The sequence below is a fragment of the Gelidibacter algens genome, assembly GCF_001678675.1.
Taxonomy (GTDB): domain Bacteria; phylum Bacteroidota; class Bacteroidia; order Flavobacteriales; family Flavobacteriaceae; genus Gelidibacter; species Gelidibacter algens.
The window spans coordinates 1-18946 of the sequence record NZ_LZRN01000016.1 but is presented as its reverse complement, the minus strand read 5'-3'; the positions used below and the strand labels follow the sequence as shown (position 1 = coordinate 18946).

The 18946-nt window shown below is 37.9% G+C and carries 14 protein-coding genes; 11 read left to right on the top strand and 3 right to left on the bottom strand.

Translation table 11 applies throughout. The features are described from left to right. Positions 1-1116, bottom strand: a complete 1116-nt coding sequence (gmd, locus tag A9996_RS09400) for a GDP-mannose 4,6-dehydratase (RefSeq protein ID WP_066433658.1) — start codon at positions 1114-1116, stop codon at positions 1-3. A gap of 164 nt (positions 1117-1280) precedes the next feature. Further along, complete coding sequence (locus tag A9996_RS09395; protein ID WP_066433655.1) at positions 1281-1742, bottom strand: transcription termination/antitermination NusG family protein; 462 nt, start codon at positions 1740-1742, stop codon at positions 1281-1283. A gap of 491 nt (positions 1743-2233) precedes the next feature. Between A9996_RS09395 and A9996_RS09390 the strand changes: the two genes are divergently transcribed. The 11 genes from A9996_RS09390 to A9996_RS20240 all read left to right on the top strand — a co-directional run bounded on the left by A9996_RS09390 (position 2234) and on the right by A9996_RS20240 (position 18002). Continuing rightward, positions 2234-4483 carry a T9SS type A sorting domain-containing protein gene (locus A9996_RS09390; protein WP_066433651.1) on the top strand — a complete coding sequence of 750 codons (2250 nt, stop codon included), beginning with the start codon at positions 2234-2236 and terminating at the stop codon, positions 4481-4483. A 197-nt stretch (positions 4484-4680) separates the two neighbouring features. Continuing rightward, the gene (locus A9996_RS09385; protein WP_066433648.1) at positions 4681-6885 is read left to right on the top strand and encodes a T9SS type A sorting domain-containing protein; all 2205 of its coding nucleotides are present in this window, start codon (positions 4681-4683) and stop codon (positions 6883-6885) included. Positions 6886-7017: 132 nt separating this feature from the next. Then, positions 7018-7188 carry a hypothetical protein gene (locus tag A9996_RS20115; RefSeq protein WP_169817247.1) on the top strand — a complete coding sequence of 57 codons (171 nt, stop codon included), beginning with the start codon at positions 7018-7020 and terminating at the stop codon, positions 7186-7188. 835 nt (positions 7189-8023) lie between these two features. After that, positions 8024-8197: a hypothetical protein gene (locus A9996_RS20110; RefSeq protein ID WP_169817246.1), complete on the top strand. Its 174-nt coding sequence runs from the start codon at positions 8024-8026 to the stop codon at positions 8195-8197. Positions 8198-8326: 129 nt separating this feature from the next. Further along, entirely contained in the window at positions 8327-9346 is a 1020-nt protein-coding gene (locus A9996_RS09380; RefSeq protein WP_146608945.1) for a phosphoenolpyruvate carboxykinase (ATP), read from the top strand. A gap of 53 nt (positions 9347-9399) precedes the next feature. Continuing rightward, positions 9400-10443, top strand: coding sequence for a nucleotidyltransferase family protein (locus A9996_RS09375; RefSeq protein ID WP_146608944.1), 1044 nt, complete (start codon positions 9400-9402; stop codon positions 10441-10443). 71 nt (positions 10444-10514) lie between these two features. Further along, a complete protein-coding gene (locus tag A9996_RS09370; RefSeq protein ID WP_066433642.1) occupies positions 10515-11075 on the top strand; it encodes a hypothetical protein in 561 nt (186 codons plus the stop codon). Between the two features lie 468 nt (positions 11076-11543). Then, on the top strand, positions 11544-13238 hold the full coding sequence (locus A9996_RS09365) for a DUF4397 domain-containing protein (protein WP_066433639.1): 1695 nt from the start codon (positions 11544-11546) through the stop codon (positions 13236-13238). A gap of 342 nt (positions 13239-13580) precedes the next feature. Next, positions 13581-14861, top strand: coding sequence for a restriction endonuclease subunit S (locus A9996_RS19625; protein ID WP_083993903.1), 1281 nt, complete (start codon positions 13581-13583; stop codon positions 14859-14861). Between the two features lie 15 nt (positions 14862-14876). Then, on the top strand, positions 14877-17138 hold the full coding sequence (locus A9996_RS09355) for a type I restriction endonuclease subunit R (protein WP_211272644.1): 2262 nt from the start codon (positions 14877-14879) through the stop codon (positions 17136-17138). Between the two features lie 9 nt (positions 17139-17147). Continuing rightward, complete coding sequence (locus A9996_RS20240; protein WP_211272647.1) at positions 17148-18002, top strand: DUF3387 domain-containing protein; 855 nt, start codon at positions 17148-17150, stop codon at positions 18000-18002. Between the two features lie 455 nt (positions 18003-18457). On the opposite strand, the gene A9996_RS09345 is transcribed toward A9996_RS20240, so the two are convergent. Further along, positions 18458-18763: a hypothetical protein gene (locus tag A9996_RS09345; protein WP_066433633.1), complete on the bottom strand. Its 306-nt coding sequence runs from the start codon at positions 18761-18763 to the stop codon at positions 18458-18460. Between the last annotated feature and the right edge of the window lie 183 nt (positions 18764-18946).

Sequence of the window (18946 nt, the reverse complement as noted above, 5' to 3'; positions counted from 1 at the left end):
TTATTCAAAATAATTAAGCGTTTTGTGGCCGCCTTCTTTTAAGTACTGCTCTTTCTGCATCAGTTTGACATCACTTTGCATCATATCCTTGACCAAATCCTGCAAATCCAATTGCGGTACCCAGCCTAATTTATTCTTGGCTTTTGAAGCGTCGCCTATTAAAAGATCAACTTCTGTAGGCCTGAAATATTTAGGATCCACATTCACCACTTCCATACCCTCAGGCAATTGAAATTCGGGATTGTGACACGCACTCACAAACGCCTTTTCTTCCACGCCTGTGCCTTTAAAGACCACATCAATACCGACTTCAGCAAAGGCCATTTTTACAAAATCCCTTACTGTGGTTGTCTTTCCGGTGGCGATGACCCAATCTTCAGCTTCATCAGCCTGAAGGATCATCCACATCATCCTCACATAATCCTTGGCATGGCCCCAATCTCTTTTGGCATCCAAATTCCCCAAATACACTTTATCCTGCAAGCCAAGAGCAATCCGAGAGACCGCTCTGGTGATTTTACGGGTCACAAATGTTTCTCCCCTAATTGGCGATTCGTGATTGAACAGGATTCCATTACACGCAAACATATTATAGGCTTCCCTATAATTGACCGTAATCCAATACGCATACATTTTAGCCACGGCATACGGAGAGCGCGGATAAAAAGGTGTGGTCTCGGTTTGTGGTACTTCTTGCACCTTGCCATAAAGCTCTGAAGTAGAGGCTTGATAGATTCGGGTTTTTTGCTCCATACCCAACAAACGGACGGCTTCCAATATTCTGAGCGTTCCAAGGCCATCGGTATTTCCGGTATATTCTGGGATTTCAAAAGAGACCCCAACATGGCTCATGGCTGCTAAATTATAAATCTCATCAGGTTGAATGTCCTTCACCAATCGGATCAAATTGGTACTGTCGGTCAAATCACCATAATGCAGAAAAAAATCGCGATTTTTCTCATGCGGATCTTGGTATAAATGATCGATTCTATCGGTATTGAACAAGGAAGAGCGTCTTTTGACACCGTGGACTTCATAGTCTTTGTTCAATAGAAATTCGGCAAGGTAGGCACCATCCTGACCTGTAATTCCTGTAATAAGTGCAACTTTTTTCATTTTAATCACTGTCTATTTAAATAATCTCATGGCTTCGCCAAGAATAGTCACATAAAAAAATGCAACTATATGGTTTTTAATTACTTATATTTCAAACAAGCTATACGATTTAGCTCTAAGAAGACGCAAAAATAGAACTAATTTGGAGAATGCCTTTACTGCGTTCATTTAATTTTCAATTTTATAACATAGCCCAAGTTGTGGAGCACCACCCAACACTGATTCCCCGACACATATTTTACGGTGCCTTTTTTTGCAGTGAGTCCAAATTCTTCTAAATTAATCTCTTGACCTATGCCTATTTTTTCTGTAGAGAGCACCTGTTGCTTTTTATCTGCAATATCCTGGAGTAAAGTCACTTCTTTAGAAGGTACTATGGCGGGTTTGCCCAACCAAAAGAGATAACGAACCGCACCATGTACCGTAAACACCTCGGCACGTTCCTTGTCTGTGATGTTAATAAGCACCATGGACGGCAATAAGGGAACGGTCACCTTTTTTTTGCGGTCACTCCATTGCCGGATCTCAACTCGGGTAGGGCAACAGACTTCAAAGTGCAGATCAGTGAGACGCTCCGCCACTTTAAGTTCAAATTTAGGTTTTGTGATGAGGACGTGCCAAGCCATTGGTGTAGGATTTTAAATTAACATTAGAAAGCAAAGTAAATCAAACTTTTTCAGGTTCCTAAGCTAATTCTGGAAATAATGAGGAAGTATTAGGTGTTCTTTCTCTTAACAATAGCACTCAAATAAGGTCCAACATTTGCCTTTCAATAACCTAACATAAGAAACATAGGAAGTAAATAGGAACTATTGAATCATATGCATCCACTTTCTTAAAAAGGACCCAAATAAAGGTGGTCTTTTGACTGGATTTTTTCCTTTTAATCCCGTTCAAAACAAAGCGTTCATGCATTTCATCGGTAAATATTTCCTTAGGGCTTAATTAGAAAATAATAAGGCATAAAATTTAAATTACTTCCTACTTTTGTCACAACTTTTAGATTACAGATCAAAAATTAAGCGAATAATAAAGCTAAATAGTTGCTTGTCTAATAGCCGCTTAAGAGAATGACCCTAGCATATCAGAAAACCCAAATTTAATTCACAGCCCCCACATGAAAAAATTCTACTTTCTTTTAATTACAGTAATTGCTTTTAATTTTGGGTATGGGCAAGATCCGGTTATTGTGTCCATAGATAAAGCCAATGTCTCTGTTGGACAATCTACAATTATAGGTTTTGCTGATAACTTGTCTGCCATAGGTTTTACACGTGGTCCCGGGTTGGGAAATGGTGCGCCACTAAGCGCTACTTTCACAGCAAATAACTGGAATGCACTAGGTGATAAAGAAACCGCTAAAAATGCCAATGATTTTATAGAATGGTCCGTTACTGCTGATCCTAATTTCAAACTCAAAATCTCAGCGTTACGAATTGCAGCAAACACAACTTTGGGCGGCCCTAGAAAATGGCAAATTTTTTATAGCGTTAACGATTTTGTAAATGAAGCGCCGCTCTCTGCCGTAACCGACCTACTCCCCTATGATGGTGACGAGTATCCCTTATCCTCAATCAATGTAACTGGTTTTAATATCATATCAGATTTTGGAGGTACGATTAAATTTCGCTTATATGCTTGGGGTGGAAGTGAAACTGGAGAAAATATGCTTGCGATCCAACAGACTTTGTTAACAACGGATTTTGGTATTACTAACCCTGGTTGTCGCATTAAAGGAAGTTTAATCTACGACGGTATACAGTATTCAAATGAACAATGGACTCCGGTAAAACCATCAGATGAAACCGGGGATCAAAATGTCTATATTGCCGACGGCACCTATGACATTGGAAAAAATGAATATGGGGAGTCTGTAGATGAAAATGTATTCATAAAAAATTTAGTAATCGCCAATGGAGCCGCCGTGACCATTACTCCTGAAAGTAACCTCACCATAAATGAAAATCTCTCAGTAGGTGATAATCTTGACAACCCAGGAAATCTGGTCTTAAATTCTACCTCAACACGCTATTCAAGTTTAATTGTTGAAGGCACTTCTATTGGAGATGTCACCTATAAGCGCCATGTGAATAGCAACGCAGCGGGTAATGATCTTATTTCTGCTCCGGTTACTGGGCAACCTTTTAGTGAATTTGTAATTAATAATGATAATATCAGAAATAACAATGGTACGGTATTCTTGTTTGGTCCCTTTGAAAAAGTGGATGGCACCTTTGTAAACTGGTCAGACACTGAAAGCACAACTCTGAATCCTGGTACTGGCTATAGAGCGGCTTCTATAGTTAATGGCACCTTTACATTTGTTGGTGATGTCAACTTAGGAACCGTTAATCAACCCATTTCAAATGAGGGGACAGCTTTCCAAAAATGGAATCTCATTGGCAATCCTTATCCGTCTTACATACGTTTTATAGATTTTTTCAATCAAAACGAAACTGCTTTTGATGATGATACTGCAGCAGTGTATGGGTTTGATGGCAATTCATCGGATGGTTGGACGATTTTGAATAATAACAATGCGACCGAGCTGATAGCCCCTGGGCAAGGTTTTTTTGTAGCCTCAAAACCTGGGGGAGGAACCATTTCTTTCAATGCCGCAATGCGGAGCACTGGAACATCTGATGATTTTATTCCAAATAGAACTGCCAATACCAATGCAGCATATACCCAACTTAAGATACATACCGGTGCTAAAAGTTATAAGACAGAACTCTACTTTAATGATAATTCAACAAAAGCACTGGACAAAGGCTACGACGCTGCCGTATTTGGTAAAAATGCACCAAGCTTCGCAATCTATACGCAGTTAGTTGACAATAATACAGGCATTGATTTAGCGGTACAATCCCTTCCGTTTGAGGATTTAACTAGTAACGTCCTTATTCCCTTAGGTATTAATATGGCAAAGGGTGAGCAAATTACCGTAAGTATTGAAAAGTCGATGTTACCTGAAGGTATTGAAGTGTATTTAGAAGACAATGTAAATAATACGTTCACTTTATTAAACACATCTGACTATGTCTTTACTGCAAATTCAAAGTTAGTAGGTACTGGGAGATTCTTTTTAAGATTCACAAAAGCCACATTATCGACATCCGACCCGAACGAATTAAGTGGTTTGCAACTTTACGCGACTGATTCTAAAGTGTTATTCGTAAAAGGACTTCTAAAAGAAAATACAGCGGTGTCTGTGTATGATATTCACGGAAGACTTGTAAATAACGTACAATTAAAGGCAAACAGCAACACGAATCAATTAGATTTATCCCAATTAAATACCGGTGTTTATATTGTAAAACTTAAAAATACTATACAAGAGATCACTCAAAAGATCATGCTGAGATAAATAAAAAAATCTCATTATAATGTATCGAAAAATCCAATCGCTTTTAGAATAAGTGATTGGATTTTTTGTTTTTCATCGCTAAAATTTACACGTGTGTTCAACTTATCGATTATCCCTTTACCTACATCAATTAAATGCAATTGTAGCAAGGATGACGTGCTACTTTTGCAGCTCCTAATCGAAAAGACGCTTAACCAATGAGAACACTAATTACTTCTTTATTTATTTTTTCACTCTCCATGTCTATATGTAGCCAAAGCCGAGAGATTGCAGCTTTTTCAGGGACATCTACCCCTGCCGCCAAGACTCTAAATGGCACTATTACCGCAACAGCTTTATCCAGAGGTCCTGGACTTATAGATGCTGGCGGTGCTACATTTAACAGTGGTGGTTGGACAACTGACCAGACTTTAGATGTCAATGATTATATAGAATGGTCTGTTACAGCAGCGCCTGGTTATGAAATTAAAATCACTAGCCTACAAATTGATTATACTACCGATGCAAGCAACGGGAAGGGTGCCTCTGGTCATGGGAAAGGTCCAAAAGAGGTCAGCATAAGAACCAATGCCGATAATTTCACAAAAGATATCTACTTCGATAAGAACGGAAAAGACTCTGGAAAATCTCCTGTTATCTCTACCGACCTCAGTGCTAAAGGGGGTATCATTATTTTTAGGCTCTATGGCTATAAAGCTAAAGGTGGAAAAAAGTCTGAGGACGGCACACTTGCCATTGAAGGTGGCTTGGGCAACATCCTTCAACTTGAACATACAGGGATCATACTAGAAGGTACGGTAACATATGAAGGATTAGTTTACAATGGCACCAAATGGTCGCCTAGTGCTCCAGAAGAGAACACCGGCACTAAGGATATATTGATAGAAAAGGGGATGTATATCGTAACAAATAATATCAAAGCAAAAAACTTTACGGTTGCTCCAGGTGCTGGTCTTGTGGTCAAGAATACAGGATCTATTACGGTCAATGGCAACTTAATTACTTCTGATAACGTCACTTTAGAGTCAAGTTCAACACAGTATTCCAGTTTAATTGTAAACGGCACTGTGACGGGAACTACAAAGTACGAACGCCATATCAACACTCAAAAAGGAGGCAATGATCTAGTTTCAGCACCAGTATCAGATGAGACTTTTGATACCTTCCGCACTAAAAATCCAAATATAATTAGCAACGCAACTAATACGTTATTCCTTTTTGGTGTTTTCAACAAGACTACAGGTACTTTTGTAAACTACTCAAATACGGAGAACACCCCTTTGAAAGCTGGAATGGGGTACAGAACAGCTTCTTCTGACAATAGCGCTTTCACCTTCACCGGAAAGGTCAACACAGCACCTGTAAATGTAAATATTTACAAATCTGGACCTTATTCTAAATCTTGGAATTTAGTCGGAAACCCATATCCATCTTATATTGATACTGAAACATTTTTAAAAGCTAACGTATCGCAACTTTCTCCTACTGCAGCTGCTATTTATGGCTTTGATGGAAAATCCTCTGACGGGTGGACAATTGTTAATTTGGCTACCTTACCTTATAATCAAGAAAACGCTCGTATCACTCCAGGCCAAGGCTTCTTTCTGTCATCCAAAAATGATGTTGGAGCGATCATATTTACCCCAGAGATGCGCACCACGGGAAATACAGACGATTTTATTTTAGGCAGAAATACCAGCGACGCCTATAAACTAGGTTTCGTGAATTTAAAAATATCTAGCCATACACAACAGTACCGTACAGAGTTGTATTTTAATGACGCATCATCAAAAGGTATGGACGCAGGATACGACGCGAGTATTTATGGAGGTACCGCACCAGCTTTCGCAGTATACTCTCATTTAGTTGAAAATAATGAAGGTGACGATATGGCTATACAATCTCTAAACTTTGAAGATCTTCAAAACGATGTGATTGTTCCTTTGGGTGTCAATGCAGCTTCAGGACAACAAATTACATTAAGCATTGCTGAATCCATATTGCCAGAGGGCACTGAAGTGTATTTAGAAGACAACTTAAAAAACACTTTTACGTTATTGAATTCATCTGACTATATTTTTACAGCAGAATCAAATTTGGCTTCCACAGGACGTTTTTATCTTCGTTTTTCCAATACGACCTTATCAACTGATAATACTGACACTGACATAGTGCGAATTTTTACTAACAATACGTCTCGAACTTTAATAGTAAAGGGGCAACTTCAATCACATACTTTAGTAACTATTTATGATTTACAGGGCAGATTGATGAGCACTAAAGAATTAAACGGAAATAGCCAAAGCCATGAAGTGGACATGTCCAATTTGCGTACGGGTGTATATATTGTAAAATTGAAAAATAAAGCTCAAGAAAAAACGCAAAAAGTCATGCTGAAATAACGTGATGGCCGCAGCTTACAAAAGCGTATTGTTATATCACGTTTGCTTTACATTAAGTACTAGAAAACGAGCTCTGTTTTAACTATCCTAGCAAGATGGTAGATCTTTGAAAATCATCCCTATATTTGCACAATGGAAAAGAACCAACCCAAATCTGAGATTACTAGAAAAGAAGCCTTGCAACGCATGGGCAAATATGCCGCGCTTACGGCTGTCGGCACTTTTTTAATCCTAAATCCAAAACAAGCACAGGCTTCGTCTCACGATGCACCACCATGTGTAGAATGCGAAGTGTTTCCTTGATAGTGCTGATTTAGTGACCACTACTTAGTTGAGTTTCAAAATAGCCGCACATATGGTGATTTAACTGTGGTCAAGTTATGTGCTAAGGATTCAAAAAACCAATCAATACTTCGTTATAGCAGAAGCTGTAAAAAATAGTGTTGAAACGTATTTAAAATCTTCTACCAAGTCTGCTTTTAGAGCACATTTACAGTAGAAGATATTTCAAATTCTAGCCTGACGTTTACTACAAAAGAAATTAGCGTACTCCTCGACAGTTCAATTACGCATCTCAAGCCACAAATAAAAACCGAGCCACTCCATTTTACCTCAATACTGATGAGGTAAATTTTTATAAATTTGGCCATGTTGATCTGATCGTCAATTACGGTTCAGCATTCCTTCCGCAATTAAAGCACCTCCAATATGCACGTGCAGCAGTTTTAGATGTAGATCTGCCACGGATTTGATCTCTTGGCTTATTGTATCAACCCTTTTATTGGCAGCAACTAAAAAACTGCATCAGCTGCCACTAAGCATGTCCATAAGAGAAAGCGCAATTAACATCCACGCCCAGTTAATGAGCAAGGTTAAGTTAAATTAAAATACTACTGACAGTTAAATGGACCTGTCTCAAATGGCTATAGGCGTTGATAAAGTGAAGCAGAAGCATCGTTCCCACGAAAAAACGCAGAAGTCTGTATGCAAAACCATTGACTCAGTTCTTACGGAGAGTGCACCTTAAAAAGGTGCGCTTTTTCTTTTGAATACGAGACGGTAGTTTGGTTTTTTTGGAATTCAAAAAAACTATTTTTATAGACATTATGTATCTTATAAAAATCACTATATTTATGACATGGAAAAGAAAATTTCCGCAGTTGGAATATCTAGGAAAGAAGCACTTCAGCGACTGGGCAAATATGCCGCCCTTACCGCAGTGGGTACTTTTTTGATATTGGAACCTTTGAAAGCCGCACAAGCTTCCCCAACACCAACCGATCCGGGTGGTGGACCCTTTGACATCCCTTAACTATAGCGTTCTAAATTTCATAACATCAGCCCAACACATTTTTCTCAAACGGCAAACAGTTTCATACTTTGGTTTGAAAAATCCAATCAATATCTGGTTGTTTCAGAGACTATCAAACATATAATGGATGTGTTTCTGACAACCCCCAACAAAGCTTCTTTTATTAGGCATTTACAAAGGCACGACCATATATCTCCAGAGCTTGCTGCAACCTATTACACTGAAATCAGCACCCTACTTAACAGTGTCAACACCGTCACAGAAAAGAACACTGAAATTAAAACGCTACCAGCGGTTCCAAAAATAGAAAATGCGGTTCACTATGCTTTTGGCACTACAAACTTAAAGATTAATTATGGGTCCTTAAAACTTCAAAATTTAATCCACCCGCAATACTCCCACACAGCAGGTGATGATAATAAAACTTCCAATACTGTAGTGGATATCTTTGAAAAAGATAATTTGAGCTATCTCTTCATAAACCAAGCTTATATTGGACAGTATTCACCCTCAGAATACCACCTCTTGCAAGGCCAATTCTCATTACAGCTGATCAACACACTTTACAACAAAACTGAAGCGGATTGGATCGCCACCTTTCATGCCTCCACAGTGTGTAATGCTAAGGAAGCCATTATGATTATTGGCGCCTCCGGGAATGGGAAAAGCACTTTATCTGCAGTACTCATGGCCCACGGATTTGATCTCCTCGCGGATGATTTCACGCCGTTACTGGCAGAGACAAAAGAACTGTATCGGGTGCCATCAGGCATCTCCATTAAAGAAGGCGCCTTTGAGATTTTAGAAAAACTGTATCCTGATTTTGAGCAGTATCCTATTTATAAAAGCACCTCAAAGGCGGTTCCTATCAAATATATTCCGCCTGCTCAAAATTTTAACAGTGCCGTGTCGCATTTACCATGTACAAAAATCGTCTATGTAAACTATGACCCCACAGCGACGTCACATTTGAAAGCCGTACCGACAGAGAAAATTTTGGAAACCTTGATCCCGGAATCTTGGCTATCACCTCTGGCACCCAATGCGGCACTGTTTTTAGAATGGCTACAAGAACTCACCTGTTATGAGCTTACCTATGCGGACAATGCGGTAGCAGTTTCGAAATTTTCTGAGTTATTTAAAAGGTAATTCATTAAATGTCCGTTGTGTTGGTTATTTTTGAAAATGCTTAAATCATAACTTTGACCAAGACTTCCGCGCATTCCACATTACAGCTTATGGCTGACATCTTAAGTTTTGAGACTAATGGTGTCGCTCTTATGTCCCTTTTTAATACTACTGAGACCAATTGGGATGCAGTGGTCACCATCGCCAGTCAGCATTTGATGCTTCCAGCGCTGTATTGCCAACTCAGGGCAAAAGGGTTGCTGTCCTATATTCCGAAAGATCTAGAATTGTATTTGGAAGAATTAACAGCCATCAACCGCAACAGAAATGAGGTTTTAATCACCGAAGCTCACGCCATTTCAGAACTGTTTCACAAATCACAAATCGACCATGTTTTTATAAAAGGGTTGGCGCTTATTGCGGGCCATACTTTTAAGGATCGTGCCGAACGGATGATTGGCGACATTGATATTTTAGTAGCACCAAACCAAGTGCAACAGGCCTTTACCCTTCTTGAAGTGAATGGTTACACCCAAACAGTGGCCTTTAATTATATACAGAAAAATTACCGTCATCTCTCACGGCAAATCCATCCTAAAAAAATGGGTGCCGTTGAATTGCACCATGAAACTTTAGTCCATAAGTATAGATTGCTCATTGACACTACCTCCGTACTTCAAAAAAAGCAGCATATAGAAGGCATCTTCGTTCCATCTATTGAAGATGCTATTCGCATTGCCATTTTCACATCGCAGATCAATGATAAAGCGCATCTTTTTGGATACATTAAGTTTAAGAGCGTCTATGATTGTTTGGCTTTGGAACTTCATCAGAACAAAGAACTGCTCCATGTTTTATCATCTCAGAAACATGCGCAGTGCTTTTTAGAACTCTCAAGCCTCTATTTTCCTGAACTTAAGCCCTTTCAAACCAATGGCTATTCCAAATTTATAAAATCGTATTATAGGTATAAATTGACACATCCCAAAATGGGCCACTATTGTCAAAAAACGTTATACTTACTAGATGCTGTAGGAGAACGACTTAACTTATTAGTTGGCAACAAAAGTTATCGTATGCACGTGCTAAGAAATAAGCTTAATCCTCAAAAAAAGTAAATTATCCAAAAACTTGATGGCGATGTTTTGTAATCTTGATGTAATAAGTTATTTTTGAGCAAAGTTCTCTTATGAAAAAATTGGTTATTTGTTTGTTTATCGGCCTTATGGCATGGAGTTCCCAAGCGCAAAGATTTGACACAGGTTGGTATTTTAGTGCAGGATTTAATGCTGTTGGAAATTTGGGAACAAGAAATCCTGTGGAGAATTTAGGAGATTTCGCATTCAGAACACCATTCGCTGTAGCCTTTGAAAACAAATGGTCCAGAGAATTCGCTATTGAACAGGATTTGAGTTTCAACGGTTTTAAAAAAGGTGTCGCTATTGACAACGGCACGCCAGACAAAACCTTGACTTATTTCTCTACAAACACCAATTTTAAATGGTATTTTACGGATTATATCTTTCCGGAGGAGGATTGGTTGGATGTGTATGTTGGTGCAGGGGTTGGCCTATTTACCATTGATGAATTGAACACCTCGGGCAACATATCAGTAGGTGCTGCATATTGGTTCAGCGAGTATTTTGGGGTACGGCTTCAGACCACAGCAAAATTTGCGGTCAATGCGAAAAATCGCGAATTCGACAACAATCACTGGCAACATTTTGTACAAGCAGTCTTCAGATTGTAATTATCTTCCACAAACCTGCACGTCTAAAGTCAACGCAACGTTTATTTTTTACAATTTTAGGGGTGATTGCACCTCAAATTCTTGCGATCTTTATTGCAAACTAGTGGTTATAAGTAATTATAATAGCTCCTTCTTAAAAGTCTGTCATAGTAGCTTCCGTGCTCACTTCACCGATAAAAGTTTTACTTACCTTAAGCTCATCTCCTTTCAAACCATTGCCCCCTATGCCAGAGACGAGCTGCAAAAAATCCTAATCACCGCCTCATTCATATAAAAATTGCGTCGACTATATCTTAGGACCGCACTAATTTGAATGAATTCTCAAGACTACAACTTGTTTATTAAATCCGATACATTATTGTAATTGAACACTACAACGCTTAATTTTAGTAGTTATCGCTTATTTTTATAAGTATAGTCTATTATGATTAGCTTTACAATTTCTATTTAAATAAAACCTGTGAAACTATGAAAAAACTATTACTCATTTTTACTTTAACACTTGGCTTTTTTCAAGTGACCCAATCCCAAACCGCAAGGGTTCAGGTAATTCACAACTCTCCCGATGCGGCTCTTGAAAATGTGGACGTCTATTTGAATGATGCCATAGTCATTGCTAATTTCAAATTCAGGAATGCAACAGCATTCTTAAACCTACCTTCGGGTACACCATTAAACATAAAAATTACTCCCGCAAACAGCACGTCTTCAGCAGCATTTGTTTATGAACAGGATTTTACCTTCGAACCTAGTAAAACGTATGTTATTATTGCAGACGGTATCTTAAGTACAACCGGGTATGCACCCGCAAAACCTTTCATTTTAAATGTTTATCCTTTTGGAAGAGTTGTCGCTACAGTAAGCCCAAATACAGACATTTTAGTTCATCACGGCAGCACCGATGCACCAACGGTAGATGTTGTGAGAGTGAGCACCGATGGGCCAACAACGCTTGTGGACAATATCAGTTACGGGGAATTCAAAAATTATATTATACTCCCAACAGCCAATTACAAAATTGAAGTACGTGATGCCTCTGGAGAGACTACAGTACGGTCGTATGATTTGCCATTGGCCGCTCTTAATCTCAATGGAGCCGCAGTGACTGCTGTAGCTTCAGGATTTTTGGACCCGTCAAATAACAGTAATGGACCAGCTTTTGGAATTTGGGTTGCTAAAGCTTCTGGTGGAGCCTTAATTCCATTACCTACAAGTAAAATAGCGCGTGTGCAAGTTGTCCACAATTCACCAGATGCAGCCGCTGCTGAAGTGGATGTTTATGTCAATGGCGAACTTGCCATCGATGACTTTACGTTTAGAACCGCAACTCCATTTTTAAATTTGCCTGCGGATACACAAATCAACATTGCCGTCGCTCCTGCAAACAGCACTTCAGTTGCTGATGCCATTGCGGCCTTTCCTGTGACACTTACCGCTGACGAAACTTATATTGTGGTCGCTGATGGTATTGTAAGCCCATCAGGTTATGAACCTAATCAACCTTTCGGATTGAATGTGTATGCTATGGGAAGAGAAACCGCAACAACCGGCAGCAATACCGATATTTTGGTACACCATGGCGGTACTGACGCCCCAACGGTTGACATTGTTGAAACAGGTGTTGGCGAAGGAACTCTAGTTGATGACATTAGCTACGGTGAGTTTCAGGGTTATCTTGAATTAGCAACAGATGATTATGTTATTGAGGTTAAGGATGCTTCAGGAGCAGTCGTGGTAGCAACCTATGAAATGCCTTTAGCTACTTTAAATTTACAAGGTGCTGCGGTAACAGCATTAGCCTCAGGGTTTCTCGATCCGTCAAAAAACAGTAACGGTCCTGCTTTCGGAATCTGGGTAGCACTCCCAGCTGGAGGTAACTTGATTGCCCTACCTATGGTGCCTTTATCTGTTAATGAATCTGATCTGAACACCTTTAAGCTATACCCTAACCCTGTATCCCAGAACCTAAATATTGCAGGTTTAAATTTGGAAAATGTCAGGTTAGATATTATTGATATCCAAGGTAGAAAATTGAATACAAACAGTTATAAACTGTCTGATTCAAACAGTTTGGATGTGTCACAATTAGCAAATGGTATCTATCACTTGATCATCACCGACGATCAAAATAACTCAAGCGTTAGAAAGTTTATTAAAAAATAGCAGTAGTGCTACTAAATTTCAGTGCATATAGAGATGGCCAATACAAATTTGTATTGGCCATTTTAGTTATAACTGTTTTCAATTAGCGGGAAGTTGGTCTAATTCCTTAAAAGGGAATGAACAACGTGAGAGCTAGGTAAAGATTGTCTCGTCTCTATCCGATTGTAAAGACTTTAATCAAATAAAACAACGAAGTGATTTTAGCGAAAGGGATTGTAGACCTCAAAGCGTTTCTCCCGGCGCTTCGGGATGAAAATAAAAATGCTTCACTTTCAAATTCAAGCGAGCTTGATTTGACGTGAAGCATTTTTATTTATTCGTGACCAATATTGGATTTGCATTATGAGTCAAGAAGAAAACGATTTATTTGAAAATTGGACTAAAACTACTTTAGGCGAGGTTTCTAAGGTTCAGACAGGACCATTTGGTAGTCAATTGAAAAATGAGCAATATATAACAGGAGGTACACCTGTAATTACAGTTGAACATATTGAAGATTTCAAAATTAAAGATTTTGATTATCCAAGTGTTACTATTGAAGATAGAGACAGGTTGTCAAAATATTTATTAAAAGAAGGAGATATCGTTTTTACTCGTGTTGGTTCAGTTGATCTAAGTGCATACGTTTCTAAAAATCAAGATGGATGGATGTTTTCTTCGAGAATGTTATCCGTTAGACCAACAAAAAAAGTAGACTCAAAATATTTGAGTTATTTTTTTAGACAACCCAGATTTAGAAGTTTCATTTTTAAAATTTCAGTTGGTGCTACAATGCCTTCAATAAACACGGGTATTCTGAAAAGTATCCCTATCAAGTTTCCACAGCTCACAGAACAAAAAGCCATTGCCAAAGTCTTAACTGCTTTTGATGACAAAATAGAAAACCTACGCGCTCAAAACGAAACCTTAGAACAAACCGCACAAACTATTTTCAAAGAATGGTTTGGGAAGTATCAAATTGGAGATGAATTGCCTGAGGGTTGGAAAACTTTTAAATTAAGTGAGTTAGTAAAATCTATCAATGGTTACTCTTATAAAGGGAAAGAATTGGTAGATGAAAGCGACGAAGCGTTGGTAACGTTAAAAAGCTTTGATAGAAGTGGTGGTTTTCAAACAAGAGGATTTAAACCATTTAAAGGAAATCCTAAAGTTACTCAAGAAGTTGTAATTGGCGATTTAGTAGTCGCTCACACTGATTTAACACAAGATGCAGAAGTTCTTGGAAATCCTGCATTTATTTTTGATAACGGTGGTTTTAATAGAATGTTTATTACTATGGACTTGGTAAAAGTTATACCAAATCATAAAGATATTTCAACATCGTTTCTATATTACTTAATGAAAGACAGGAAGTTCAAAGGCCACTGTGTAGGATATTCAAATGGAACTACTGTTTTACATTTATCTAAAAAGGCTATACCAGATTATGAATTACCACTACCTATAGATTTCAAAAAAGTTAATGAATTTTCAATAATAGCCAATTCAACAACAAAAAAAATTTCCTTAAATAAAGAAGCAATTAAAAACTTATCTGAAACCAGAGACACCTTATTACCAAAATTAATGAGCGGGCAATTGCGGGTTAAAAATATTGAAACAATTCAATTAGCAGAGAAATAAAAAGCGTGACCAAAAATGACTAAAATTACTGAAGACAGCATTGAGCAAGCGTTTATAGCACAACTTATTGAGCAAGGCTACACTTATCATTACGGACCAGATATCGCACCTTACAGCAAGAATCCGCAACGCGAGAGTTTTGAGTCAGTTTTATTAGAGCAACAATTAAAAGCTGCTATCCAAAAACTAAACCCAGACGTTTCACAAATGGCGAGAAATGAAGCCTTCCAAAAAGTGAAAAACTTAGGCACTTTAGATCTTATGGAAAACAACGAGCGTTTTCATACCTATCTAACAAATGGCGTTACGGTAGAATATCATAAAGATGGCAGAACACGCGGGATTAATATCAAATTATTAGATGTGGTTCAGCCAGAAAACAATAGTTTTTGGGCAGTCAATCAATTGGTTGTTAAAGAAAACAATAATGAAAAGCGTTTTGACGTGGTCATTTTCGTCAACGGTTTACCCTTAGTTTTTGCAGAACTTAAAAATGCAACAGATAAGAAGGCGACCCTGCTAAGAGCCCATCAACAAATACAGAATTACAAGACCGCTGTCCCTAGTATTTTTTATTTCAACAGCATTTGCATTATTAGTGATGGTATTGAAGCTAAAACATCAAGCTTATCCGCACCTTTTTCAAGGTTTTTGAGTTGGAAAACCCCTATTCCAAATCCTAATGATCCTAGAACAGAACTACAAATTCTTACAGAGCATATGCTCAATAAAAAAACCTTGGTGGAACTTATTCGCTATTGTACCGTTTTTGAGCAAGAAGAAAAAAAGGATAAAAGCACAGGCTTGATATTTCAAGTCAAAATTAAAAAAGTAGCCGCCTATCATCAATATTATGCCGTTCAAAAAGCAGTAACCCAAACCATAAGAGCGACACACGCTGAAGATGGCGATCGTAAAATTGGGGTAGTTTGGCATACACAAGGTTCAGGAAAATCGCTGTCGATGGTGTTTTATAGCGGTCAAATAGTAACGCATCCCGCAATGGGAAATCCAACCATCGTCATACTTACCGATAGAAACGATTTAGACGATCAGCTCTTTTCCACTTTTGGAAACTGTAAAGAATTATTACGCCAAAGCCCGGTGCAAGCGCAAAACAGAGAACACATTAAAGAACTATTAAACGTTAGTGGCGGTGGCGTTATTTTTACCACCATTCAAAAGTTCTCGCCAGAAGAAGGCAATGTTTTTGATACCCTATCTGAGCGCACCAATATTGTAGTGGTTGCCGATGAAGCACACCGTAGTCAATACGGTTTTAAAGCGCGTGAAGTTGAAACCGATGAAGGCAGTGAAATTCGGTATGGTAATGCCAAGTATTTAAGAGATGCGCTACCCAATGCCTCGTACATTGGTTTTACAGGAACGCCCATAGAAAAAGAAGACAAGTCCACACCTGCCGTTTTTGGCGAGTATATAGATGTTTACGATATTAAACAAGCAGTAGATGATGGTGCAACCGTGCCAATTAGTTATGAATCACGTTTGGTAAAAATCAAGCTGGATGAAAAAACTGCTGCAACTATCGATGAAGAAATAAACGCTATTGCACACGTTTCTGAAGAACAATTGGAATACGTAAAAAAGAGAACTGCCACCATTGAAGCAGTAATCGGGCATCCTGAACGCATTATAGATATTGCTAAAGATTTAGTTGCTCACTTTGAAGCCCGCCAAGAAGTGTTTGATGGCAAAGCAATGATCGTCGGAATGACACGCAGAATTTGCGTATTACTTTATAATGAAATAATTGCATTGCGTCCTGAATGGCATAGTAACGATTTAACTCAAGGTACTATTAAAGTTGTTATGACCAGCTCTTCTGATGACCTTCCTATTTTTCAACCCCATCATACCACCAAAAAGCAACGCAAAGAATTGGCGTTGCGAATGAAAGATAAAAATGATTCCCTAAAATTGGTTATTGTACGTGATATGTGGCTTACAGGTTTTGATGCGCCAAGTTTACACACTTTGTATGTCGATAAGAAAATGCAGGGTGCCAATTTAATGCAAGCCATTGCCCGAGTAAACCGAGTTTACGGAGATAAGCCGGGCGGTTTAATTGTGGATTATATTGGCATCGGTCAAGACCTTCGAAATGCTATGGCAGTTTATTTACAAAGCGGTGGCGAAGGCAGTCCAATTGTGGATATTAGAGAAGCCATTGCAGGAATGCTTGAGAAGTTTGAAGTGGTCGAGCAAATGTTTTCGGGTTTTGATTACAGAAGTTATTTTACATCGGAAGTCTCATAGCGTTTACAGATTATTTTAGGTGCACAAAACTTTATTTTAGCAACGCCAAAACTGAAAGATCGTTTCTTAAAAGAAGTGACGCTATTGTCTAAGCTTTATGCGATGTCTGTTCCAAGTCCGCAAGCAAACCAGATTAAAGATGACATTGCATTTTTTCAAGCGATTAAAAGTAGAATCAATAAGTTTTCTGGGAATAATGTTATTTCAGATTATGAAGTAGAAACTGCCGTCAAACAAATCATTGACGACAAGTTAGGCAGTGATGGTATTATAGATCTATTTCAAGCCGCAGGAATAGAAAGTCCATCGGTTAGTATACTTTCAGATGAATTTCTATTGGAAGTAAAAAATATGCAACAAAAGAACGTTGCTTATGAATTACTCAAAAAATTACTGAGTGATGAAGTGAGAGTACGTAAAGTAAAGAATATAGCACAAGGGAAGCGTTTTTCAGAGATGTTAGAGTCCATCGTTAAAAGATACCACAACAACCAAATTGATTCGGCACAAGTCCTCGCAGAGCTTTCTGAAATGGCTAAAGAAATGCGCTTGGAAGACCAAAAGAGTGAAGAACTCAAATTGACGCCTGAAGAATATGCGTTTTACACCGTGCTATCTCAAAATGATTCTACAAAAATGCTCGATGATGAAAAGATGAGAGAACTCATTCATACCATCGTTGATGTCGTGAGAAATAATGCAACAGTAGATTGGCAGAATCGAGATGATGTCCGTGCCAAATTACGACTTACCGTTAAAAAGATTTTGATGCGTTACGGCTATCCACCAGATTTAGCCAAATTGGAGGCTGATAAGGTTTTAGCCCAAAGTGAGAACTTGGCGGCGTTTTTTGCGGGGAAGTAATTTGTGGTATAAGAAAATATTATATATGACGAACGGGATTAGTGCTTATCAAAATATCATCCTCAATTTTTAATAGAGCAAGGATTATTATTTTAAGTATTAAGTAATAATCATTTTCATGTTTTTGTTCAGATTGTGTATTTGTTCCATGTAAATATTTATTCCTCAGGTCGTAACCGTTTGTATATGTCTTTTTATTAAGATGAAAATTAAAATATTTTACTTCTTCTTTAGAAAAAAGAGTGTTTTCGGTTAAGACCTTTTTATCTCGAATTAACAAGTCGATTTCATCCCTCACAAATTTTGGGTAATGCCAATAATTTAATAATTCATTTCTATGTAATTCCTTGATGATATATATAAAAGTGATTTTCTCTATTTCTATTATGTTTTCCTTATTGATTTTTAGGTAACCATCTTTAATGAGACTTTGAATTGTATCTTTTTGGTAATTCTCAAAATCGTCTATGACTATTTTTTCTTTTTGTTATTAAATCAAATAAGTTAGGGTGCTTCGTTCCATAAGTCTCACTATAGTACATATGACTTTGGTCTGAAAAAAATATATTTTTGAGCTGTAATATTAAATTGTCATTAGAATAAATATATTTTCTTTTAGCTTGACTTGTAATTTGACTAAATCCGATAGGTTTTGAGCTCATTTGAAGCAGTTCTATATCAACACTTCCTTCATCGGCTAAGTTCTTATATTGTTTTAGTAAGAAATCAAAACCAGGTAAAAGAGTACATATTTTATCCAAGTACGATGAGTTCTGAAACTCTAACTTGAAAAATTAGGTTATTAGGTGTAATTAATTCATTTAGATGCAGAACAAATGAATTTATCAACTCTTCAATTCCACTATTTTTTCTTTCCCAGATAATTCTTAAGCATTAGTAGTTGTAGAATTGATAGGATTTCTTTCCTTCTTAAAGACTTGACC

What these genes read in the sequence shown, in the direction of transcription:
- A9996_RS09395 (WP_066433655.1), bottom strand. Translation starts at nt 1,742, where the DNA reads ATGGCTTGGCACGTCCTCATCACAAAACCTAAATTTGAACTTAAAGTG.
- A9996_RS20110 (WP_169817246.1), top strand. Translation starts at nt 8,024, where the DNA reads ATGGAAAAGAAAATTTCCGCAGTTGGAATATCTAGGAAAGAAGCACTT.
- A9996_RS09370 (WP_066433642.1), top strand. Translation starts at nt 10,515, where the DNA reads ATGAAAAAATTGGTTATTTGTTTGTTTATCGGCCTTATGGCATGGAGT.
- A9996_RS09390 (WP_066433651.1), top strand. Translation starts at nt 2,234, where the DNA reads ATGAAAAAATTCTACTTTCTTTTAATTACAGTAATTGCTTTTAATTTT.
- A9996_RS19625 (WP_083993903.1), top strand. Translation starts at nt 13,581, where the DNA reads ATGAGTCAAGAAGAAAACGATTTATTTGAAAATTGGACTAAAACTACT.
- gmd (WP_066433658.1), bottom strand. Translation starts at nt 1,116, where the DNA reads ATGAAAAAAGTTGCACTTATTACAGGAATTACAGGTCAGGATGGTGCC.
- A9996_RS20115 (WP_169817247.1), top strand. Translation starts at nt 7,018, where the DNA reads ATGGAAAAGAACCAACCCAAATCTGAGATTACTAGAAAAGAAGCCTTG.
- A9996_RS09385 (WP_066433648.1), top strand. Translation starts at nt 4,681, where the DNA reads ATGAGAACACTAATTACTTCTTTATTTATTTTTTCACTCTCCATGTCT.
- A9996_RS09355 (WP_211272644.1), top strand. Translation starts at nt 14,877, where the DNA reads ATGACTAAAATTACTGAAGACAGCATTGAGCAAGCGTTTATAGCACAA.
- A9996_RS09365 (WP_066433639.1), top strand. Translation starts at nt 11,544, where the DNA reads ATGAAAAAACTATTACTCATTTTTACTTTAACACTTGGCTTTTTTCAA.